Origin of the sequence: Streptomyces sp. NPDC088354, assembly GCF_044753585.1 — a bacterium.
GTDB lineage: Bacteria > Actinomycetota > Actinomycetes > Streptomycetales > Streptomycetaceae > Actinacidiphila.
Map to the genome: position 1 here is coordinate 312,816 of NZ_JBIVNJ010000003.1, position 20,666 is coordinate 333,481.

Below are 20,666 nucleotides of genomic sequence, written 5' to 3' on the forward strand. Positions count from 1 at the left end.
CCCGGCCACCCCCGGGAGGTGCCCCCGGGTGCGGTGCATCGCACGGCGGAGAGTCGCCCTCGTCGTGGGCCGCTCGGACGGTGCGGCAACTCCCCCGGGCCGGCGGCCGGGGCAGTGCCGTGCCAGGCGCAGCGGGGTGGGGGCACCTCCCAGCGGCAGCCAGGGGAGGGAAGGTGACGACAAGGCCGAGGACGCGCCCACGCCGGACCGCCCCGGCCGCCGCCGCCCTTCGCGGCGGCACTTTCGAAACACGCGCTGGCGCACCGTCCGCGCTCCGCTGCCCGGGCCGTGCGGCCGGGGATAGTGGCTGTGTGCCCGCCGGCCTCCCCCCACGCGCCGCCGACCTCGTGCGGCTCAACAGCGACCCGATCGCCGTGCAGACGGTGCGCTCCACGGTGGCCGCGGTCCTGTCGTACGCCGTGGCCGTCTGGGTGCTGCCCAACCCGGCGCCGCTGACGGCCCCGCTGACGGCGTTGCTGGTCGTCCAGGTCACTCTCTACACGACTGTGACGACGGGCATCCGCCGGGTGCTCAGCGTGGTGGCGGGCGTGCTGATCGCGGTGGGCTTCAGCGAGCTCATCGGGCTCACGTGGTGGAGCCTCGGGCTGATCATCCTGGCCTCGCTGGTGACCGGGCACTTCATCCGGGTGGACGAGTTCGTGGCCGAGGTGGCGATCAGCGCGATGCTGATCCTGGCGGTGCCGGCCCCGTCCGGGGAAGCCGTGGACCGTGTCATGGAGACGCTGGTCGGGGCGGCCGTGGGCGTGCTGCTGAACGTGGTCGTGCCCCCGCCGGCGTTCGTCGAGCCGGCCGGTGAGGCGGTGCGCGAGCTGGCCGAGCACATGCGGCTGCTGATGGTCCGTATGGGTGGCGAGCTGCGCGCCGGCGCGACCGCCGAACGGGCCCGTACATGGCTGATGGAGGCCCGGCGGCTGGACAACGAGATCGCCCGCTTCGACGCGTCGCTGCGCCGGGCGGAGGAAGGCACCCGGCTCAACCCCCGGGTCAGGCCGGCGGAGGGCGCGATGGCCCGGCTGATCCTGCGCAGCGGCCTGGACACCCTGGAGGTCTCGACGGTCCTGATGCGGACGCTGTGCCGCTCCCTGACCGAGATGGAGCGGGAGCGCGGGCCGCGGGAGCCGCTGTTCTCCCAGGAACTCGCCGACGGGATGGACGAACTCTTCGCCGACATGGCCGATGCCGTCGACAGCTACGGCCGGCTGATCGCGGCCCAGGTGACCGCGGGCGCCGAGCAGGCGGAAGCACGGCTGGAGGACGCCTTGCGACGCGGCCGGGAGGAGCGCGACCGGATCGCGGCACTGCTGTGGGCGGAGACCGAACGGCGCTGGGAGAACTGGGATCTGCACGGGGCGCTGCTGGCCAACATCGACCGGCTGCTGAACGAGCTGGACCTAGAGCAGCGCTCCCGGTGGCTGTCGGAGCAGTTGGTCGCCGCCGCCCCCTCCTCGAAGGGGATGTCCGCCCGGGTCCACCGACGGGCCCGTGCCATCACCGGCCGGCTGCGGCGGGGCGCGGCGCGCGGCCGCTGATCGCACAGACGGTCCCTCATGCCGCCGGACGGGGGAGGCGGCCGTCGGACCTGACGCCGGTTCCGCAGGTCCAGTACGCCTCGCACGAAGGGCAGTTGACCCCGAGAGCCGGGGCGGCAAGCCGCGCCGGTGCCAGGCTGTCACCGAGTCAGGAAGGCTCCTTCCGTCTCGTGGCAGTGCGTCACTTCCTTGGCCACGTTGTCGCCCGGACGCTCCGCTCGACGGGCGGGCTCCGGCGGGGGGACGTACGACTGATCGCAGAGGCGGCGACCGCCGCCGACCACGCGTCCGAGGAGAGGACCCTCATGCGAACCAGTCTGACGCGCCGCACCGCTCTCGGTGTCGCCACCGGACTCCTGGCCACCGGCCTGATCGCCGCGAGCGCCGGCTCGGCCGCCGCCGCCGGCCACACGGTGCTCCGCGACAGCAGCAGCCAGACGCGGCTGCTCGACGAGGATGACGACAACGGCGGGAACGACGACGCCGCCGACAACTCGGTGGACAACGGCGGCAATGTCGACCCGGCCGACAACAGCGGCACCCTCGCCGGCGACGGCCCGGCCGACAACGCGGTGGACAACGGCGGGAACGTCGACCCCGCCGACAACTCGGTCGACAACGGCGGCAACCTCGACGCCGCGGACCCGGCCGCCGACCCGGCCGCGGACCCGGCCGACAACGGCAGCAACCTCGACCCCGCCGACAACGGCGGCAACCTGGACCCGGCCGACAACACCCTCGCCGGCGACGACCCCGCCGACAACGGGGTCGACAACGGCGGCGACGACCTCGGCGCCCGTGACGGCGGCGACCTCGGCGGCGAGGGCTTCGGCGGCGGCAACGGCGGCGGCGAGGGCTTCAGCGGCGGCTTCGGCGGCGGCAACGGCGGCGGCTTCGGCGGCGGCAACGGCGGCGGCTTCGGCGGCGGCGGCGAGGGCTTCGGCGGCGGTAACGGCGGCGGCGGCTTCGGCGGCGGCGGCTTCGGCGGCGGCTTCGGCGGCGGCTTCGGCGGCGGCTTCGGCGGCGGCTTCGGCGAGGGCGGCCGTGGCGGCTTCGGCGGCGGGAACATCGGCGCCGGCAACTTCGGCGGCGGCAACCTGGGTGCCGGCAACTTCGGCCGCGGGAACATCGGCAGCGGCAACTTCGGCCGCGGGAACATCGGCAGCGGCAACTTCGGCGGCTTCGGCGGCTTCGGCGGCGGCTTCGGCGAAGGCGGCCGTGGCGGCTTCGGCGGCAAGGGTGGTGGTCACGGCAGGAACAACGGCTTCGGGTACAGCGTGATCCGCATTGACGACTATGGCTTTGGCAACGGCTTCGGCCGCGGGTTCGGCTTCGGTGGCTTCGGCGGTCGCGGCGGCTTCGGCTTCGGCGGTCTCGGCCTGAACCGTGGCTTCGGCTTCGGCGGCCTCGGCCTCGGCCGCGGCTTCGGCTTCGGCGGTCTGGGCCTCGGTCGTGGCTTCGGCTTCGGCGGCTTCGGCGAGGGTGGCCGCGGCTTCGGCGGCGGCGGCTTCGGCGAGGGCGGTCGCGGTGGCCACGGCGGCCACGGCGGCGGCAAGGGCCACAAGTTCGGCGGCCACGGTGGCGGCTACGGCGGTGGCTTCGGCGGTGGCTTCGGCTACGGCCGCGGCTTCTCGAACTTCGGTCTGCTCAACGTGATCTTCTGACACTCGCCCACAACGGAAAACAACGAGGGCCGGGCGGAACATTGTGTTCCGCCCGGCCCCTCGTCGTGGGTCACTTCAAGTCGGAGGTCTTGATGTAACCGCTGTCGACGAGCAGCTTCTTGTAGTTGCCCTTGTCGACGCTGACCGGGGTGAGCAGGTACGCGGGCACGACCTTGTTGCCGTTGTCGTAGTCCGTGTCGTTGTTGATCTCCGGCTTCGCGCCGGAGAGGACCGCGCCGGCCATCTCGACGGCACGGGCCGCGAGCTTGCGGGTGTCCTTGTACACGGTCATCGACTGATCGCCCTTGATGATCTCCTTGACGGAGTCCACTTCGGCGTCCTGGCCGGTGATGACCGGCATCGGCTTGCCGTCCTTCCCGTACCCGTCCTTCTTCAGGGCGTCGATGACACCGCGCGCGATGCCGTCGTTGGGGGCGAGGACGGCGTCGACGGTGGCCGAACGGTAGTAGTTCTTCAGCCGGGTCGTCATCGTCTCGGTGGCGATCGCGGCGTCCCACTTGAGCGTGGCCACCTGGCTGAGCCGGGACTGGCCACTCTTGATGACCAGCCGGCCGCTCTTGATGTACGGCTGGAGGACGTTCATCGCGCCGTTGAAGAAGAACTGCGCGTTGTTGTCGTCGGTGTCGCCGGCGAAGATTTCCAGGGTGAACGTGCTGTCCGGGTGCTGCTTGAGGCCGAGCTTGTCGACGATGTAGTCGGCCTGCAGCTGGCCGACCTTGTCGTTGTTGAAGCTGGCGTAGTAGTCGACGTTGCTGGTGCCGAGCAGCAGGCGGTCGTACGCGATGACCTTGATGCCGGCCCGGTGCGCCTGCTGGAGCACCTCACCCAGCTCGAAGCCGTCGACCGCGCCGATGACCAGGACCTTGTCGCCCTCGTCGATCATCTTCTGAACCTGGTCGACCTGCGTGTCAACGTTGTCTCCGGCGAATTGGAGGTCGGTCTCGTACCCCTTCGCCTTGAACTGCTTGACCATATTCTGGCCGTCGGCGATCCACCGCGTCTGGGCCCTGGTAGGGAGCGCGATGCCCACCCTGACAGCGCCCCCGTCGCTCCCCGACTGGCCGCCGCAGCCTGCGGCGGCGGTCGACGCGGTGAGAGTGAGGACCACGAATATCGCGGTGCGCAGTCTGGCAGCTCTGCCAGCGTGCATGGACTCAGTTCCTTTCGGGCCGAACAAAACGGTGCTCCGCCGTCCGCTCACGCGGACGCCGGTGTCCGGGCCCGGGCACGAGGGTTCCCGTGGCCGCCCAGCCGATCCACCGGGGCACGGAGAGCTGCTGGTACGTCAGGCCCGAGGCGTGCTGTGCGGGTACGGCCGCCGGCCGCTCCCCCACCGGTGTTCCGTCCGTGGTCACGGTGTGTACCAGGGCGGATACCTCGAAGTTGAGCGGACAATAGCACAGCCTTCACAGGACCCCCTCAGGCCCCATACGCCGCCTGTGGGCTCGCCGTGGTGCCGCTTCCCGGCACGGGCTCCGCGAGGTCGTCGCCCAGGGCCACGATGCCGTTGGCCGCGTCGACATGAACGACCTTCGGCCGCAGGTCACGGGCCTCGGAGTCGTCCACCTGGGCATAGCTGATGAGGATCACGAGGTCCCCGGGATGCACCAGATGGGCCGCGGCACCGTTGATGCCGATGACCCCGGAACCGCGCCGGCCCTCGATGACGTAGGTCTCCAGCCGTGCACCGTTGGTGACATCGACGATGTGGACCAGTTCGCCGGGGAGGAGGTCGGCCGCCTCCATCAACTCGGCGTCGATGGTCACGGATCCGACATAGTGGAGATCGGCCTCGGTCACCGTGGCACGGTGGATCTTGGACTTGAACATGGTGCGCAGCATCGCGAAACTCCCGGACTCGGCTCCCTGCCCGCGTTATTGCAGGTCAAGGGCGATCTCCCATCATACGCCGGTGGGTGAGGCGGGCTACGGGCGCCCCCGCCTGGCGTCGTTTGCCGGAACGGCAAGGAAACTCGCCCGCCGCACGGGTCCCCCGCATGATCGGGCCGTGGGCACGGAACGGGCGCAGGGCGCCGTGCCACGACATGACGAATCAGTGGTTGTGGAGGGATGCATGACGCAACAGGGCGGTCGGGCAAGGCATCGCCTGGTCCCGTCACCGGCGGGCCGGATCCACCTGGTGGAACAGGGCGAGGGGCCGCTGGTGCTTCTCGTGCACGGCTTCCCGGAGGGCTGGTACTCCTGGCGCCACCAGGTGCCGGCGCTCGCGGCGGCCGGGTACCGCGCGGTCGCCGTCGACGTCCGCGGCTACGGCCGGTCCTCCCGGCCGGGCGCCGTGGAGGCGTACCGGATGCTCGACCTGGTGGCGGACAACGTCGCGGTGGTACGCGCCCTGGGTGAGGAGACGGCCGTGGTGGTCGGCCACGACTGGGGCTCGGCCATCGCCGCCACCTCCGCCCTGACCGAACCGGACGTCTTCCGCGCGGTGGGGATGCTCGGCGTCCCCTACGCCCCACGCGGCGGCCCGCGGCCCGGTGAGGTCTTCGCACGGATGGGCGGGGGCGCCGGGGAGGACGAGTTCTACGTGTCCTACTTCCAGGAGCCGGGCCGCGCGGAGGCCGAGATCGAGCCCGATGTGCGGGGCTGGCTGGCGGGCTTCTACGCGGCCCTGTCGGCCGGCACCATGCCGCCGCCGGGCGCCGCGAGCCCGTACTTCGTCGGCGCGGGCGGCAGGCTACGCGACCGCTTCCCCGTCGGACCGCCGCCCGCGTGGCTCGGTGAGGACGGACTGGACGCCTGCGCCGGGGAGTTCGAGCGGACCGGGACGACCGGGGCGCTCAACCGCTACCGGAACATGGACCGCGACTGGGAGGACCTCGCCGCGTTCGACGGCGCTCCGGTCCGCCAGCCGTCGCTGTTCGTCGCCGGCGCCCTGGACGCCTCCGTCGCGTGGATGGCCGACGCCATCGGCGCCTTCCCCGACACCCTTCCCGGGCTGGTCTCCTCCCGCCTCCTCGACGACTGCGGCCACTGGGTCCAGCAGGAACGGCCGGACGAGGTCAACCGGATCCTGGCCGACTGGCTGGCCGGGCTGCCCGCCTGAGACGGCGTCGGGGCGCACTGCCGGGGCATCCCGGCCCCGGCCGGACGCCCCGCAGGGCCGGAGCTTCCCGTTCGCACCGGGACCGCCGCTTCCGCCCCACCTCTAGGCAGGTGGCCCATTGGCCGGATATCTTCCGTCCACGCCGGATCCGGGTGCGGCGTGGCACTGGCTCGGGGAAGGGGGCACCTTGCGCGAATTCGGCCTTCCGCCCCTGGCCGAGCCGCTGCGGTCGGGGGGACTCGCGGAATCGGTGTACGAGGCGGCCTGGAAGCGGCCGGGCACGCCCGCCCTCGCCCGCAGGGTCGAACCGGACGGCGAGGTCTGGCAGGAGGTGTCGGCGGCCGGGTTCCGCGACGAGGTGGTCGAACTCGCGAAGGGGCTCGTCGCCGAGGGGATCGGCTTCGGCGACCCGGTCGCGGTGATGGCCAGGACCCGCTACGAGTGGACGTTGTTCGCCTACGCCCTCTGGTCGGTGGGCGCACGGGTCGTGCCGGTCTACCCGACGTCCTCGGCCGAGCAGGTCCGCTGGATCCTCGGCGACTCCGGGGCCGTGGCGATCGTGGTGGAGCACGAGGACCACGCCATGACGGTGGGCGCCGTCTGCGACACCCTGCCCGCGCTGCGCCGCATCTGGCAGCTCGACGCGGACTGCGTGCGGTGGCTCGGCGCGCTCGGCCGGGCGGTTCCCGCGGTGCTGGTGGAGCAGCGGCGCTGGGAGGTGGAGCCGCAGTCGGTCGCGGTCGTGGCGTACACCTCGGGCACCACGGGGCCGCCCAAGGGCTGCCTGATCACGCACGCCAACCTGGCCGCCGAGTGCGACACCCTGCTGGCCGGCTACGGCCCCCTGTTCGCGCCGCCCGGGCAGCGGGCGTCGGTCCTGGCGTTCCTGCCGATGTCCCACATATACGGATTGATGATCTCGGTCTGCGCACTGCGCGGCGGTGTGCTGCTGGGGCATCAGCCGGACCTGTCCCCCGCCGCGCTGCTGCCGGCGTTCGCGACCTTCCGGCCGACGATCGTCCTGGCCGTCCCGTACATCTACGAGAAGATCATCGAAGGCGCCCGCCGGGCCGCCGAGCGGGCCGGCAAGCGCCAGCTGTTCGACCGGGCCGCCGACGTCGCCGTGCGCTGGGCCGAGGCCGCGGAACGGCACACGGTGGAGGGCGGGCCGGGCCCCGGTCCGCTGCTGAGGGCGGCGCATTCGGCCTTCGAGCGCATGGTGTACGGCCGCATCCGCGACATCCTGGGCGGCAGGGTGCACTACACCGTCTCCGGCGGCTCCCCGCTCAGCCGCGACCTGTCCCTGCTGTTCGCCGGCGCGGGGCTGACGATCTACGACGGCTACGGGCTGACCGAGACGACGGCGGCCATCACCGCCCAGCCGCGAGGCAAAGTGCGCTTCGGCACGGTGGGCCGCGCGCTGCCGGGCTGCGCGGTGCGCATCGCCCCGGACGGCGAGGTGCTGGTGCGCGGAAGCACCGTCTTCGCCGGCTACCACGCCAACCCCGCGGCCAACCAGGCCGTCTGGCGGCTCGGCGGCTGGATGGCCACCGGCGACGTGGGGCGGCTCGACCCGGACGGATATCTCACGATCACCGGGCGGAAGAAGGACATCATCATCACCAGCAGCGGCAAGAGCGTCGCCCCGCTGGTGCTGGAGGAGCGGCTGCGGGCGCACCCGTTCGTCTCGCAGTGCGTCGTCATCGGCGACAACCGCCCGTTCATCGCCGCCCTGATCACGCTCGACCCGGAAGCCGTGCAGATGGGGGCGGGCATGGCGGAGCGCGACCTGCGGGCCGAACTCCAGCGGGCGGTGTCGGTCGCCAACGCCGCTGTCTCGCGCGCCGAGTCCATCCGCGCGTTCCGCGTGCTGCCGCACGAGTTCTCCGTGGCCAACGGGCTGCTGACGCCGTCCCTCAAGCTGCGCCGGGACGCGATCCTGCGCGAGTACGCGGCGCAGATCGAGTCGATCTACTCCTCCTCCGAACGCGCCAACAGCGGCCCCGCCGGGGCCTCCTAGCCACGCGCTCGCCGCGCGGTGGCCGCGGAGCCACTCGTGCGACACGGCCCCGCCGCGTGGCCGCCCCCGCGCGGGTTACGTACCCGGTACTCGACAGGGCACTGGACCCTGCCGGTCTCGGCCGGGCAGGCCGCACCTCGGCGTTCCGTCCATTTCCCGACCTGCGCGGCCGAGGCCCCGGGTGAAAGCCGTCTCCCCGGGGACGGGCGCGGTCGGGCCTGATGACGGCATGAAGGCGCGCGGCTCACTGTGACGGCCCGGCGGCAGGCGGAGTAGCAACCCTTCACGACGTCGCGCAAGATTGCCCTATGCCGGTTCTGATAGCCGCGTGCGCCATGGCCATGACCCTTGTCGGTGGAGTCGTGGCGCAGCGGGTCGGTGACCGCCGTCATCTGGTGCTCGGTCTTGCCGCCGGCCTCATGCTCGGCGTCATCGGCTTCGATCTGCTTCCCGATGCGCTGATCGCTCAGCCACGGCACGTTTTCGGTGTTCCCGCGGCATTGCTCATGTTCGTTGCGGGATTCCTCACTCTGCACGTGGTGGAGCGAGGGGTCGCCATTCATCGCGGTCACGAGAGCGAGTACGCACCGCACACCCACGCTTTGGGGCATGCGCAGCAGCCGGCGGAGGGAGTCGGCCTGGCCGCGGCCTCAGCACTGGTGGGACACAGTGTGATCGACGGATTCGCCATCGGTGCCGCGTATCAGGCCGGCAATACGCTGGGCATCGTCGTCGCCATCGCCGTGATCTCCCATGACTTCGCCGACGGGTTCAACACCTACACGATCACCAGGCTCTACGGCAGTGCCCGGCGCCGGGCTCAGACGCTGCTGGTGGCCGACGCGGTGGCCCCGGTGGTCGGGGCGGCGATTACTTTGGGATTCACGATCCCGACGGGGTTGCTGGGCCTGTACCTCGGATTCTTCGCCGGCTTCCTGCTGTACCTCGCGACATCGGACATATTGCCGGAGGCGCACAGTCCGCACCCTTCCAAGGCCACTTTGTTGTTCACGGTGACGGGGGCTCTGCTGATGTGGCTGGTGATCGGGCTTGCCGAGTGAGCCGGAAAGGACGAGAGGTCCGACGAGCCACGATGGGGCGGAGCAGCGCTTGCCTCCGGGGTGCGCCGGCAGATGACGGCTTGTTCGGCGCCGCCCCTGTCAGGCCGTGCCGGAGCGTCTGTATCCCTCCGCTGACGGCGGTGGTGCGTTCGGCGGGGGCAGCAATTGATGCTCCTTCATGGCGATGAGGGTCCGCACCGCTATGGCTCCTACGAGCACGGTGGCAGCGGCCAGGACGAGGTAGGAGGCGATGAGGCCGCCGGGAGGGCGACCGCGGTCGATCCAGTGCAGTGCGGTGATGGCCACTGTCGTCCAGGAAAAGGTGAAGGCCCAGAAGCCCGGCGTGAACCTCAGGCTCAGGAACAGGGGAAGGAGGCGGATCTGGGCCAGGATCATCAATAGGCAGTAGCCCGCCAGTACCGCCGAGAGCCGGTCGACGCGGTTGTCGTTGAGAGCGAAGCAGGCGACGCTTGCCATCGAGGCGGGCACGATCTCGATGGCAAGCGTCGGCGAGAGGCCAGGGGGCAGGGGAGGCCGAAAGAACAGTCGGGCCAGGATCATCGAGCCCAGGACGAGCCACGAGACGATGCCCAGGCCGAACATGACCTCCGCCAACCGCCGCTGTCCGACCTGGGCGGCGCTGAAGGCGGCAACGAGACCACCGCCGACGGTGGGCAGGAAGTAGCCGGGGTGGAGTTGGTCCAGTCCGAGCGGGCCGTATATCCATTGCCCGGTGTACCAGCCGCCCAGCAGCACGGTGAGGACGAGGAAGACGTCCACGACGAACCGGCCGGCGTCAGGGGCGTAAGGCACTATTCCCTGCGCGGCGAGCAGCATCGGGGTGATGACGGCCAGTGAGGCGAAGGGGCTTGCCGCACTGTCGAGCATGTCGGCCTTGAACGCGCCCCGCACGGACAGGACGTACCGCAGGTACAGCGACAACGTCCCGCACCAGACGACGGCGGCGACCGCCACCAGGGCCCGGCCGACCTCAGGAGGCACATGGCCTTGCTGGGCCGCTGTCAGCCAGGCGCCCGCCAGACCTGAGATTCCCAGGGAAATGCCGAAAAAGGTGACAGGTATGCGCGCTACGGTCATGACGGCACCCACTTCTGCAAAGGCCGGCGGCGTGCACCCCTCCGAAGTCCGGGCTCACGGGGCCGAATGGACAACGTCGCGTCGGCTCAGTGGCTTCGGGCTCCCACACGCAGTTCTTTCGAGTCTGCACGTCGGCCCGGGAGTCCGCCCCAGCTCACCAGATGCGTTACTCCTTCTCGTGTGATGCACAACGGATGCCCGAGCCCTCGCAGAAAGCGGCGACAGCGGTGGCCCGTCCCCGCCTTGCCGTGTTTCGAGGCCGAGCGGGCGTGCCGGGACGCCGCGCGAAGGTCTCGAGCCGGCGGTACGGTTTGTAGAGCCCTCGCGCGGCCGGCACCGGCGCCCCGGGGGCTTCGTTTTTCGGCGGCCGGGCGGCCGGGCGAGGAGTACCGGAGTCAGTCCTGGGGCGGACCCACCACGGTGGCCCCGTCGACCCCTGGAGGGCATCAGAATGAGCTCCGACCATCAGGTAGTGATCGTGGGAGCAGGTCCATCGGGGCTATTGCTGGCGGGTGATCTGGCGGAGGCCGGTGTCAGCTGTACCGTTGTCGAGCGCCGAGTGCAGGAATCACCGCTCACTCGGGCGTTCGCGGTCCACGCGCGGACGTTGGAACAGCTGGACGCCCGCGGTGTTGCCGACCAGCTGCTCGCGACCGGCATCCGTAACCCGGTTCTCCAGTTCCTGGGGATCGATCTGTCGCGGTTGCCGACCCGTTTCCCGCATGTGCTGGTGACTCCGCAGTACCACACCGAGCACGTACTCCGGACGCGGGCCCTTTCCCATGGCGCCGATTTCCGGGAAGGCTGGGAAGCCGTCGGGCTCGCGCAGGATGCGACCGGAGTCGACGTTCGGGTTCGGGCGCCGGACGGCTCCACTCGGACCCTGCGCGCCGCCTGGGTTGTGGGCGCCGACGGAAGAGGCAGCACGGTGCGCCGATCTCTCGGCCTGCCCTTCCCCGGCCGCTCCGCGGTGCGGTCGATGATGCTTGCCGATGTCCGGTTGGCCGACCCCCCGAAGAAGCCCCCTACCGTGGGGGCGGTGGGCGATGCCTTCGCGATCCTCGTTCCGTTCGGCGATGGATGGTTCCGCATCATGGCGTGGAATCGCCACCATGAGATGCCCGACAACGCACCGGTCGACCTGGAGGAGATTCGAGCCATCGCCCGCCGGGCGCTCGGCCGCGATTTCGGCATGCACGACCCGCGCTGGATCTCACGGTTCCACAGCGACGAGCGGCAGTCGCCCCGCTACCGCGTAGGCAGGGTCTTCCTCGTCGGTGACGCGGCGCACGTGCACTCCCCTGCCGGCGGCATGGGCATGAACACCAGCATCCAGGACTCGGCGAACTTGGGCTGGAAACTCGCCGCCGTTCTGCGCGACCGTGCCCCCGAAGCCCTGCTCGACACCTATGAGGCCGAAAGGCTCCCGGTGGGACGCAGAGTGCTGCGCATGAGTGGAACGCTGCTGCGTGGTGTGCTGACCACCCCGCGGGCCCTTCGCGGCGTCCGGGACTTCGCCGCCCGGACCGTCCTGCGTTTCCCGCCGGTGGCCCTGCGGCTGGGGCGGGCGATGTCGGGAATCGACATCGCCTACAGAGCCCCGGCCGGCGCGCACCCCCTCACGGGCAAGAGGGCACCGGATGCCCTCCTCACCGATGGACGACGCCTGTACGAGGTCCTGCGCGGCCGCCGGTTCGTACTGGTGACTCCGGCAGACGCGGCACTTTTCGCCGCGGTGGGCGAAGGGTGGGCCGACGCGGTGGAGTGCGTCAGCCCAGCCGGTCCGACCAGCACGTCCGTACTGGTCAGACCGGACGCCTACATCGCATGGGCCTCGTCCGAGCGGTCGGCACACCGCCGAGCCACCGAGATCAGGCAGGCACTCGCCGGACACTGTGGAGCGGGCGCGGGCCCATGACGCCTCCGGTACGGCGAGTTGCCGTGGCTCCCGGAATGAGGGGGTGCCGCCCGCGGGCCGAAGCCGCCGCGCCCGCGGGGGCGGATACCTCCGGAGCCGAATCGGCGGTCAGACCTGCTTGAGGCCGCCGTCGACGAAGAGCTCGATGCCGGTGATGAAGCTGCTCTGGTCGCCGGCGAGGAAGAGTGCCGCGGCGGCGGCCTCCTCGGGGCGGCCCATCCGCCCCAGGGGGATCTGGCCGGCGAAGAAGTCCCAGAGCTTGGCGGCCTCTGCCGCGTTGGGAGCCAGTCCGGAGTTGCCGGGCGTCTCGATCGGACCCGGAACGAGCGTGTTCACCCGGATGTTCCGGACCTTGAGTTCGTTTGCCCAGGTGCGGGAGAAGGACCGGATGGCGGCCTTGGAAGCGGCGTAGACGCCGAAGGCCTCGCCACCGGAGGTCGCCGCAGTGGATCCGGTGAGGATGACCGAAGCGGCGTCGTTCAGCAAGGGAAGCGCCTTCTGGACCGTGAAGAGCGTACCCCGCACGTTGATGCCGAAGGTCGAGTCGAAGTGCTTCTCGGTGACGTCTTCCAAGGTGGCGAACTCGCCGCCGCCCGCGTTGGCGAACAGCACATCGATGCGGCGGCCCTGCTCGGCGACGGCCGCGTAGAGGCGGTCGATGTCGGCAAGATCGGAGACGTCGCCCCGGACGGCAGTGGCGTTCGGGCCGATCTCGGCCAGCGCGGCGTCGAGCGCCTCCTGGCGGCGGCCCGTGATGAACACGTGTGCGCCCTCGGCCGCGAATCGCTTGGCGGTGGCCAGCCCGATACCGCTGTTGCCCCCGGTGACGATCGCTGTCTTACCGTCGAGCTGTCCCATGATCAAGGCTCCTGTTCGGCGGAGGTCTTCCTCCGCGGTCGCTGTTCCACGTCGGACCCGCGTCCCATGTGGCGGGTCCCGTTCTGGACTGTACGGTAAGAAACCCGATGCTGGACCGGATGGTCAAAAACTATGACGTAACGCACATTCCCGGCACCCAGGGGCCCGGATCGCACACCGTGCCGCGGAGTACCGCACGCTGCCCGGGCGGAACACGCGTCCGGGCCGAGCGGCGTGCGGGTCAGGAGCACGGCGTCGGCTTCCAGCAGGTCGATGCCGACAAAGGGGCGCACCACCGGCACCGGAGGGTCCGCGGGCGCGAGGACGTCGAGGTGCCGCAGCCGGAGGTCACGCGCGCTCCCCCGCTCACACGGCACGCGGTTGACGCGTGCCGCACGCGAAGCCGTACCGGGTCGGGCCCGCGGGGAAACCGCGCAGCGGCAGTACGGCTGTTCGCCGTGGCGCCGGGGAGGAACGGCACGGTCGTGGTGGTGATCCCGCCGCGGCACGCGATGCTCGTCCCGCACGCGCCGCTCCGGCCCGAGGAGACACGGGAGCCGGGCGGCGAGCCGTCGGGTACCGGTGCCGGAGCGGGAGCTCGGGCCGGCCGGGAATCCGCAGGACGCGTACGCGGCGGCACCGGAGCAGTCGGCCTCCGCCGCTTCAGGGGGTGTGTCAGCGGTGGTGGTTGCGGCTGCGCGGCCGGCCGGGGAGCGCGTCAAGCTCCGGCTCCTCGAGCAGGGTGCGGTCGAGGCCTTCGGCTGTGCCGTTGCCGGCGGACGGCAGGGCCGGTCGCTGGTAGGCGATCACGGCCGCGGCCGGGGCTTCGCGCCGGGCAGCCGTCCGGTCTCGGTCAGGGGTGCACATTGCGGTGCGGCACGAGGGCCTTTCCGGTCACCGGTGCAGCTGTCGCACTCCGCACCAGGCCGGAAGACCCTCACCCTTCTCAAGATCCGTCAACCGAGCCCGCGGCGGTGAGCAGGCGGCGGAGGCGGTCGAGAAAGGTGCGCTGGGCCGTGAGGATCTTGTCGCCGGCCGCGTCGAGGGGGAACCACTCGGCGCGGTCGACCTCGGGGAACTCACGGATGTTCCCCGATCCCCTCGGCCACTCCAAGGTGAAGGTGCCGGGGACGACGAGAGCGGTGTCGAGATCGCCCTCCAGGGCCCAGATGGTGACGATCTTGCCGTTGGACTGGGTGTTCTCCCCCAGCGGCAGCAGCTCGCCGTCCGGCACCGGCAGGCCCAGTTCCTCCAGGAACTCGCGCCGGGCGGCGGCCTCCGCGGTCTCGTCCGGCTCGTACTCGCCCTTGGGGATGGTCCATCCACCGGCGTCCTTCGACGCCCAGAAGGGGCCGCCCATGTGGCCCAGCAGCACCTCGGGCGCCGCGCCCGGGGTACCGCGGAAGAGCAGGATTCCCGCGCTGCGCTTGACCGCCTTGCCGCCGGCCTTCTCCACTGCCGCCATCCGACCAGTGTGGCCGGTCAGTCCCGGCCCAGCCACAGATCGGGGCCGAAGACCTCGTAGTGCACGGCGGAGGCGGGCACCCCGCGCTCCAGCAGCTGGGTGCGGACGGCGCGCAGGAACGGCAGCGGGCCGCAGAGGTACGCCTGGAGCCCTTCGGGCAGCGGGACGTCGCCGAGGTCCACCCGGCCCCTCCGGTCGCCGGACAGGGCGCCCTGGGGGTCCTCGTACCAGAAGTGGGCGCTGCCCCGGGGAAGCTTCGCGGTCAGGGCCCGGTGGTCCGCGGCGTGGGCGTGGTCGGCCGGCGAGCGGTCGCCGTGGACGACGGCGACGGGGGCCTCGTAGCCGGAGCCGGCCAGCTGGTGGAGCATCGCGAGCATCGGAGTGCAGCCAATCCCGGCGGACGCCAGCAGCAGCGGCGCGCCCTCGTCGCGCAGGACGACATCGCCGTAGGGGGCGGACAGTTCGAGCCGCGCGCCCTCGGCGACGTGGTCGTGGAGGTGGCAGGAGACCTCGCCCGCCGGGTCCCCGGCGCCGCCGTGCACCCGCTTGACGCTGAACTGCCGGGTGGCGTCGCCCGGGGCGCCGGACATGCTGTACTGGCGGATCTGGCGGGCGCCGTCGGGGAGTTCGACGCGTACGGAGACGTACTGACCGGGGCCGAAGGCGGGCAGGGGGCCGCCGTCGGCGGGGCGCAGCCGGAAGGTGACGACGTCCTCGGTCTCACGGACGCGCTCGGCCACCTCCCACGGGCGCCAGGTGTCGCCGAGCAGGACGCCCTTCTCGGCGTACAGGCGCTGCTCGATGGCGATGAGGGCGTTCGCCATGAGCCAGTAGACCTCGTTCCAGGCCGCGCCGACCTCCTCGGTGACGGCGTCGCCCAGGACCTCGGCGATCCCGGCGAACAGGTGCGTGTGGACGACCTCGTACTGGCCGGGGCTGATGCCGAGGGAGGCGTGCTTGTGCGCGATGCGGGCCAGCATGGCGTCCGGGCGCCGGTCGGGGTGCTCGACGAGGGCGGTCGCGAAGTGGGCGATGGCTGCCGCGAGCGCCTGCCGCTGGGTGCCGTCCGCCTGGTTGCCGCGGTTGAACAGATCGCGCAGCAGCTCGGGGTGGGCGGCGAAGAGCCGGTCGTACAAGCGCTCGGAGATCTCGGAGATCGCCGCGCCGACGGCGGGCAGGGTGGCGCGGACGGTCGCCGCGGACTTCTCGCTGAGCATGGACGGCTCCTTAATAGGTATACAAGATTCGCATTAAAAGGCGCACGGAAGGCGCCCCGGACGGCGGGAAACGGGATGCGGGCCGGACCCTCAGGCGCCGGGACCGGACGGGCCCCGCCCGACCAGCCCCACCAGGACCGGCCCGGTCGGCGCGGCCGTCAGGTCCTGGACCGTGAGCGGGTCGAGGGAGACGTAGAAGGCCTCCTGCGCGCGGCGCAGCGCCCCGCGCAGCCTGCAGGCACCGGCCAGCGGGCAGGGCACCTCCCCCTCGCAGTCCACCACGTCCCCGACCCCCTCCAGCTCCCGCACCAGGGCACCGATCGAGGCCGCGCGCCCGGCCTCGGTGAGGGTGAGGCCCCCGCCGCGGCCGCGCCGGGTCTCGACGACCCCGAGGTGCTGCAGCCGGGCCACGACCTTGGCCAGGTGCGAGTACGGAACCCGTACCGCGTCGGCGACGTCCCTGGCGGTGGACGGCTCGCCCTTGACGGCGAGGGCCATCACCGCGCGGAGCGCGAGGTCGGTGGACTTGGTGAGGCGCATACCCCGAGGCTAGATAATGCGCATCTGAGATTCAAGTTAGGGCGGGGCGTCTGCGGCGCACGTCACAGGTGTGCCGCGGACGCCCCGCGGCCCCGTCGCGGACCGCCCGGCTCAGGACGCCGACAGGACGGGCTCCAGGAACCGCAGGACCCCCGCTGTGGCGTCGAGTCGGGCCGGTACGCCGACCGGGAAGGTCTGCATCGGCACGCCGTGGCCGATGTCGGCCCCCGTGAGCACCGGGACGCCGAGGCCGCCGAGCCGGTCGCGGAGCAGCCGCTCGACCTGCTCCGGCTCGCCGCAGCCGGTCCAGGTGCCGCAGAGGATGCCCGCCACGCCGTCCAGGTACCCGGAGCGGCGCAGCTGGGTGAGGATCCGGTCCAGCCGGTACGGCTCCTCGTCCACGTCCTCGAGGAAGAGGATGCCGCCCCGGGCGGGCAGCGAGGTGTCACTGCCCAGCGAGCTGGCGAGCATGCTCGCGGTACCGCCCAGGGTGGTGCCCTCCGCGACGCCCGGCACCAGCGTCCTGGCACCGGGGAAGACGAGCTCGCGGACCGGCTCCGGGTCGGTCAGCAGACGGGCGAGGGTGTCGAAGCCGTACTCGCCCTGGTGGAAGTCCCGGCCCGCGACCATGGGCCCGAACAGCGAGACCCAGCCCAGCTTGACGGCGACCGCCTCCAGCAGGGACGTCACGTCGGAATAGCCCACCAGGACCCGGGGCGAGGGCGTGCCGATCTTCTCCCAGTCGACCCGTTCCAGGGTGCGCTGGGCGCCGTATCCGCCGCAGGCGCACAGCACGGCGGCGTAGGCCGGGTCGGTGAGCGCGGTGGTGAGGTCGGCCGCGCGCAGGTCGTCGTCCCCCGCCAGGTACTCACCCGGGGCACGGGCCGAGTCGAGGACGTCGGGCCGCAGCCCCAGGTCGAGCAGCGCCCGCACGCCGCGGTCGAGCCGTTCCTGGTTCGGTGGGCCGCTGGCGGCGATGACCGCGACGCGGTCGCCCGCGCGCAGTGCCCGGGGGCGGACGTATCCGGTTTGGGTGCTCACGTGTTCTCCTTGTCCTCCGCCACGGCGGCGGGGCCGCCCAGATAGGCGGCCAGCAGCGCGGCCCGGTGCAGCAGCGAGCGCACCGAGGCGTGTTCGGCGGCACTGTGCGCGCCGCCGCCCTCGGGGCCGAGCCCGTCCGCCGTGGGGATCCCCGCCGCTCCGGTGTGATTGGTGTCCCCGGCGCCGCCGGAGGTCCCGGTGGTCAGCTCCAGTCCCAGGGCGCCGGCCAGCCGGATCAGATCCGCGGCGAGCGGGTTGGCGGGGTCGGCGGCCCAGGCGGGCCGGTAGGACACCCGCGTGGTGCTGATCCGCGCGCCGTCGCGGAACGGCACGAGCGACTCCACCGCGGCGAGGGCGGCGTCCTCGGCCTCCTGGTCGGCGAAGCGCAGGCCCAGTTCCGCCCGGGCGTGCCCGGACACCACGTTGGCCCGGGTGCCGCCCTGGATCGTGCCCACGTTGAGCTCGGCGGCCGGCGGGGCCGGGACCGCGGTACGCAGGGCCCTCAGCTGGTCGACCAGCTCGTCGATCGCCGGGACGCCGAGGCCGGGGTCGAGGCCCGCGTGGGCGCTCACGCCCTCCACGTCGATCCTGATCCGGGCCACGCCACGCCGTCCGGTCTTCAACGCGCCGCCGGGCAGCGGCGCTTCGAGGCCGAGCACGGCGACGGCCCCCTCGGCGTGCCGGGCCACCAGACGACGGCCGTCGGGGCTGCCGATCTCCTCGTCGTTGACGACGACCAGCCGGACCGGCCGGAAGGGCCGGGACCCGGTGCCGGCCAGCAGCCGCATGGCCAGTTCGACCTCGACCAGGGAGCCCTTCATGTCGAAGACCCCGGGGCCGGTGACGGTGTCGCCGTCGGGCTCCAGCCGGAACGGCCGCTCCGCGGTGGTTCCCGCGGGGAACACGGTGTCGGAGTGACCGATCATCAGAATGTGGCCGTCGTCGGGGCCGCCGCCGGCCCAGTGGCACACCAGGTGGTCGCCGTCCGCGCCGGGAACGCGCTCGGTGCGCGCGCCGACGGCCGTGTAGGCGGCCTCCAGTTCCCTGGTGACGACGTCGATGCGTCCGGCGTCGCCGGACGGGCTCTCGGTGTTCACCAGGGTCTCCAGCCGGCGCAACGCCTGGTCCCTCAACAGGGCGGCCCGGGCCAGTAGTTCGTCCATCGACTCAGCCATAGCAGCTCTCCATGGCGGATGTGGCCACCCGGGTCACGGCCCGGAAGCAGCGGATCGCCTCGTACATGGTGGGCAGGGTGAAGCGGACCGTCAGCGGGTCGGTCTGCTCGACGCCCGGGATGTAGGTGGCGGCCGGTGCGAGGTGGGCGGCGTCGAAGGCCACCTCGTAGGTGTAGCCGCCCGGCGGCGGTGTCTTGGGACCCGCGGGCCCGGGCAGCGCCCGCAGCCCCTCGCGCGCGGCCTCGGCGATCCGGGCGGCGCTGTGGACGGGCGGCAGGCAGACCGCCGCGTAGCGGTCGACGCAGGTCTTCACCACGGCGCGGGCGGCGTGCGGGGCCCAGTCCTCGGAGTCCAGGCAGCACAGGTCGTCGCCGGTCACCAGGACGACGGGGACCCCGTACTCGTCGGCGAGCAGGGCGTTCATCCGTCCCTCGGAGGCGGGGCGGCCGTCGATGCGCACCTCGGTGATGGTGTTCGGCAGATAGGTGTGGGCGAGAACGCCGGGCTGCCCGGCACCGGTGTGGTAGCCGACGAGGGCCACCGCGTCCGGCGAACGGTCGATGCCCTCCATCATGCCCAGCGGCTTGTGGGTGCCGATGAGCAGCCGCGCCCGCTCGTCGAGCCGGTCGAGCAGCAGGTTGCGCTGGTCGGAGTGCGCCTCGTTGACCAGGATCTCGGTGGCCCCGGCCGCGGCGAAGCCGGCGACCGCGGCGTTGACGTCGGCGGTGAGGAGTTGCCGGTGGTACTCCCAGCGGGCGTGGCCCGGCCGGACGTCGTCGGGGAAGGTGACGCCGGTGGCGCCCTCCATGTCGGCGGAGATCAGGACCTTCACGCCCGGCTCCCCTCGGTCGTACGGTCCACCGCGCCGGTCCAGGTGCGCAGCGTGTGCTCGGCCACGACATGCTCCTCGACGGTGACCCCGATCCCGGGCGTGGCGCGCGGCACCTCCACCAGGCCGTCGACGGCCCGGATCGGCGGGGACACGATGTCCTCGCGGTAGTACTTGTCGGACCCCGACACGTCGGACGGCAGGGTGAATCCCGGAAGGGCGGCCAGCGCGAGGTTCGCGGCGCGGCCGATCCCGAACTCGTGCATGCCGCCGCACCAGACCGGGACCCCGGCGCCGGCGCACACGTCGTGCACGGCCCTGGCCGGGTGCAGCCCGCCCAGCCGGGAGACCTTGATGTTCACGACGTCCGCCGCCCCCAGTCGCAGCGCGGTCCTGAGCACCGGCACCGAGGTGATGCTCTCGTCGAGGCAGACCGGGGTGTCGAGGCGGGCGGCCAGTTCCGCGTGCGAGAGCAGGTCGTCCTCCGCGTACGGCTGCTCGATCATCAGCAGGCCGAGGCCGTCGAGCGCGGTCAGCAGCTCGGACTGGCCGGGGGTGTAGGCGGTGTTGGCGTCCACCTGGAGGGCGATGCCGGGGAAGGCGGCGCGAACGGCCTTGACCGGCTCGATGTCCCAGCCCGGCCGGATCTTGAGCTTGACCCGCCGGTATCCGTCGCCGACGTGGCGGGACACCTGCTCCAGCAGCTCGTCGACGGTCGGTTCGATACCGAGGCTGACTCCGGCGGCGACCCGGTCGGCCGTCCCGCCGAGCAGGTCGGCCAGCGGCGCGCCGCGGGTCTTGCCGTACAGGTCCCAGCAGGCCATCTCCAGGCCCGCGCGGGCGAAGTTGTTCCCGCTCACGGCGGCGGTGTGGCGTGCCGCGTCCTGCGGTGTCTCCCAGGGCCTGCCCAGCAGGAGGGGGACGAGGTACTCGCTGAGGATGTGCCAGCAGCTCCAGGTCGACTCGCCGCAGTAGTACGGATCGCTGGGCGAGGCACACTCGCCCCACCCCACGGTGCCGTCCGACGCGGTGGCCCGGATGAGGATGTGGTCCAGGTGGGACTTGCGGTGCGAGCTGGTCTCGAACGCGTGGACGAGGTCGAGCCGCGTCAGCGAGAGCTCGACCTCGGTGATGGTGATGGGCAT

General features: G+C 72.0%; 18 protein-coding genes. 6 read left to right on the forward strand and 12 right to left on the reverse strand.

All coding sequences use genetic code 11. The annotated features are described in order from the left end of the window. Positions 1-311 precede the first annotated feature (311 nt). Both ACIP98_RS07645 and ACIP98_RS07650 read left to right on the forward strand, forming a co-directional pair. Positions 312-1,550 carry an aromatic acid exporter family protein gene (locus tag ACIP98_RS07645; protein WP_319658056.1) on the forward strand — a complete coding sequence of 413 codons (1,239 nt, stop codon included), beginning with the start codon at positions 312-314 and terminating at the stop codon, positions 1,548-1,550. Positions 1,551-1,855: 305 nt separating this feature from the next. Further along, complete coding sequence (locus ACIP98_RS07650) at positions 1,856-3,214, forward strand: hypothetical protein (RefSeq protein WP_401974263.1); 1,359 nt, start codon at positions 1,856-1,858, stop codon at positions 3,212-3,214. Between the two features lie 70 nt (positions 3,215-3,284). Here the strand turns inward: ACIP98_RS07650 and chvE are convergent, their stop codons facing one another. Further along, positions 3,285-4,385, reverse strand: a complete 1,101-nt coding sequence (gene chvE / locus ACIP98_RS07655; RefSeq protein WP_319658054.1) for a multiple monosaccharide ABC transporter substrate-binding protein — start codon at positions 4,383-4,385, stop codon at positions 3,285-3,287. A 269-nt stretch (positions 4,386-4,654) separates the two neighbouring features. Beyond that, positions 4,655-5,077 carry an aspartate 1-decarboxylase gene (gene panD, locus ACIP98_RS07660; protein ID WP_319658053.1) on the reverse strand — a complete coding sequence of 141 codons (423 nt, stop codon included), beginning with the start codon at positions 5,075-5,077 and terminating at the stop codon, positions 4,655-4,657. A 232-nt stretch (positions 5,078-5,309) separates the two neighbouring features. Between panD and ACIP98_RS07665 the strand changes: the two genes are divergently transcribed. From ACIP98_RS07665 to ACIP98_RS07675, 3 genes are all read left to right on the forward strand, one after another. Continuing rightward, a complete protein-coding gene (locus tag ACIP98_RS07665) occupies positions 5,310-6,299 on the forward strand; it encodes an alpha/beta fold hydrolase (RefSeq protein ID WP_401974266.1) in 990 nt (329 codons plus the stop codon). A 187-nt stretch (positions 6,300-6,486) separates the two neighbouring features. Then, the gene (locus ACIP98_RS07670) at positions 6,487-8,319 is read left to right on the forward strand and encodes an AMP-dependent synthetase/ligase (RefSeq protein WP_401974268.1); all 1,833 of its coding nucleotides are present in this window, start codon (positions 6,487-6,489) and stop codon (positions 8,317-8,319) included. 308 nt (positions 8,320-8,627) lie between these two features. After that, complete coding sequence (locus tag ACIP98_RS07675) at positions 8,628-9,380, forward strand: ZIP family metal transporter (protein ID WP_319658050.1); 753 nt, start codon at positions 8,628-8,630, stop codon at positions 9,378-9,380. A gap of 99 nt (positions 9,381-9,479) precedes the next feature. On the opposite strand, the gene ACIP98_RS07680 is transcribed toward ACIP98_RS07675, so the two are convergent. Then, a complete protein-coding gene (locus ACIP98_RS07680; RefSeq protein WP_401974270.1) occupies positions 9,480-10,478 on the reverse strand; it encodes a TDT family transporter in 999 nt (332 codons plus the stop codon). A gap of 451 nt (positions 10,479-10,929) precedes the next feature. On the opposite strand from ACIP98_RS07680, the gene ACIP98_RS07685 reads away from it, so the two are divergent. Next, entirely contained in the window at positions 10,930-12,396 is a 1,467-nt protein-coding gene (locus ACIP98_RS07685) for an FAD-dependent monooxygenase (RefSeq protein ID WP_319658048.1), read from the forward strand. Positions 12,397-12,504: 108 nt separating this feature from the next. On the opposite strand, the gene ACIP98_RS07690 is transcribed toward ACIP98_RS07685, so the two are convergent. The 9 genes from ACIP98_RS07690 to menC all read right to left on the reverse strand — a co-directional run bounded on the left by ACIP98_RS07690 (position 12,505) and on the right by menC (position 20,666). Beyond that, entirely contained in the window at positions 12,505-13,254 is a 750-nt protein-coding gene (locus tag ACIP98_RS07690) for an SDR family oxidoreductase (RefSeq protein WP_319658047.1), read from the reverse strand. Positions 13,255-13,929: 675 nt separating this feature from the next. After that, positions 13,930-14,121 carry a hypothetical protein gene (locus tag ACIP98_RS07695; protein WP_401974273.1) on the reverse strand — a complete coding sequence of 64 codons (192 nt, stop codon included), beginning with the start codon at positions 14,119-14,121 and terminating at the stop codon, positions 13,930-13,932. A gap of 79 nt (positions 14,122-14,200) precedes the next feature. Then, positions 14,201-14,719, reverse strand: coding sequence for an NUDIX domain-containing protein (locus ACIP98_RS07700; protein WP_319658045.1), 519 nt, complete (start codon positions 14,717-14,719; stop codon positions 14,201-14,203). 17 nt (positions 14,720-14,736) lie between these two features. Further along, entirely contained in the window at positions 14,737-15,936 is a 1,200-nt protein-coding gene (locus tag ACIP98_RS07705; protein WP_401974275.1) for a globin domain-containing protein, read from the reverse strand. A gap of 90 nt (positions 15,937-16,026) precedes the next feature. Continuing rightward, positions 16,027-16,476: an RrF2 family transcriptional regulator gene (locus ACIP98_RS07710; protein ID WP_401974277.1), complete on the reverse strand. Its 450-nt coding sequence runs from the start codon at positions 16,474-16,476 to the stop codon at positions 16,027-16,029. A gap of 111 nt (positions 16,477-16,587) precedes the next feature. Beyond that, positions 16,588-17,517 carry an LD-carboxypeptidase gene (locus tag ACIP98_RS07715; protein WP_401974278.1) on the reverse strand — a complete coding sequence of 310 codons (930 nt, stop codon included), beginning with the start codon at positions 17,515-17,517 and terminating at the stop codon, positions 16,588-16,590. Beyond that, the gene (locus ACIP98_RS07720; protein ID WP_401974280.1) at positions 17,514-18,692 is read right to left on the reverse strand and encodes a M20/M25/M40 family metallo-hydrolase; all 1,179 of its coding nucleotides are present in this window, start codon (positions 18,690-18,692) and stop codon (positions 17,514-17,516) included. Before ACIP98_RS07720 ends, ACIP98_RS07715 begins: the two co-directional genes overlap by 4 nt. After that, positions 18,685-19,524: a M55 family metallopeptidase gene (locus ACIP98_RS07725; protein ID WP_401974282.1), complete on the reverse strand. Its 840-nt coding sequence runs from the start codon at positions 19,522-19,524 to the stop codon at positions 18,685-18,687. Before ACIP98_RS07725 ends, ACIP98_RS07720 begins: the two co-directional genes overlap by 8 nt. After that, on the reverse strand, positions 19,521-20,666 hold the full coding sequence (menC, locus tag ACIP98_RS07730; protein WP_319658037.1) for an o-succinylbenzoate synthase: 1,146 nt from the start codon (positions 20,664-20,666) through the stop codon (positions 19,521-19,523). The genes ACIP98_RS07725 and menC overlap by 4 nt, the downstream gene beginning before the upstream one ends.

What these genes read in the sequence shown, in the direction of transcription:
- ACIP98_RS07650 (WP_401974263.1), top strand. Translation starts at nt 1,856, where the DNA reads ATGCGAACCAGTCTGACGCGCCGCACCGCTCTCGGTGTCGCCACCGGA.
- chvE (WP_319658054.1), bottom strand. Translation starts at nt 4,385, where the DNA reads ATGCACGCTGGCAGAGCTGCCAGACTGCGCACCGCGATATTCGTGGTC.
- panD (WP_319658053.1), bottom strand. Translation starts at nt 5,077, where the DNA reads ATGCTGCGCACCATGTTCAAGTCCAAGATCCACCGTGCCACGGTGACC.
- ACIP98_RS07665 (WP_401974266.1), top strand. Translation starts at nt 5,310, where the DNA reads ATGACGCAACAGGGCGGTCGGGCAAGGCATCGCCTGGTCCCGTCACCG.
- ACIP98_RS07675 (WP_319658050.1), top strand. Translation starts at nt 8,628, where the DNA reads ATGCCGGTTCTGATAGCCGCGTGCGCCATGGCCATGACCCTTGTCGGT.
- ACIP98_RS07680 (WP_401974270.1), bottom strand. Translation starts at nt 10,478, where the DNA reads ATGACCGTAGCGCGCATACCTGTCACCTTTTTCGGCATTTCCCTGGGA.
- ACIP98_RS07685 (WP_319658048.1), top strand. Translation starts at nt 10,930, where the DNA reads ATGAGCTCCGACCATCAGGTAGTGATCGTGGGAGCAGGTCCATCGGGG.
- ACIP98_RS07690 (WP_319658047.1), bottom strand. Translation starts at nt 13,254, where the DNA reads ATGGGACAGCTCGACGGTAAGACAGCGATCGTCACCGGGGGCAACAGC.
- ACIP98_RS07695 (WP_401974273.1), bottom strand. Translation starts at nt 14,121, where the DNA reads ATGTGCACCCCTGACCGAGACCGGACGGCTGCCCGGCGCGAAGCCCCG.
- ACIP98_RS07700 (WP_319658045.1), bottom strand. Translation starts at nt 14,719, where the DNA reads ATGGCGGCAGTGGAGAAGGCCGGCGGCAAGGCGGTCAAGCGCAGCGCG.
- ACIP98_RS07705 (WP_401974275.1), bottom strand. Translation starts at nt 15,936, where the DNA reads ATGCTCAGCGAGAAGTCCGCGGCGACCGTCCGCGCCACCCTGCCCGCC.
- ACIP98_RS07710 (WP_401974277.1), bottom strand. Translation starts at nt 16,476, where the DNA reads ATGCGCCTCACCAAGTCCACCGACCTCGCGCTCCGCGCGGTGATGGCC.
- ACIP98_RS07720 (WP_401974280.1), bottom strand. Translation starts at nt 18,692, where the DNA reads ATGGCTGAGTCGATGGACGAACTACTGGCCCGGGCCGCCCTGTTGAGG.
- menC (WP_319658037.1), bottom strand. Translation starts at nt 20,666, where the DNA reads ATGCCCATCACCATCACCGAGGTCGAGCTCTCGCTGACGCGGCTCGAC.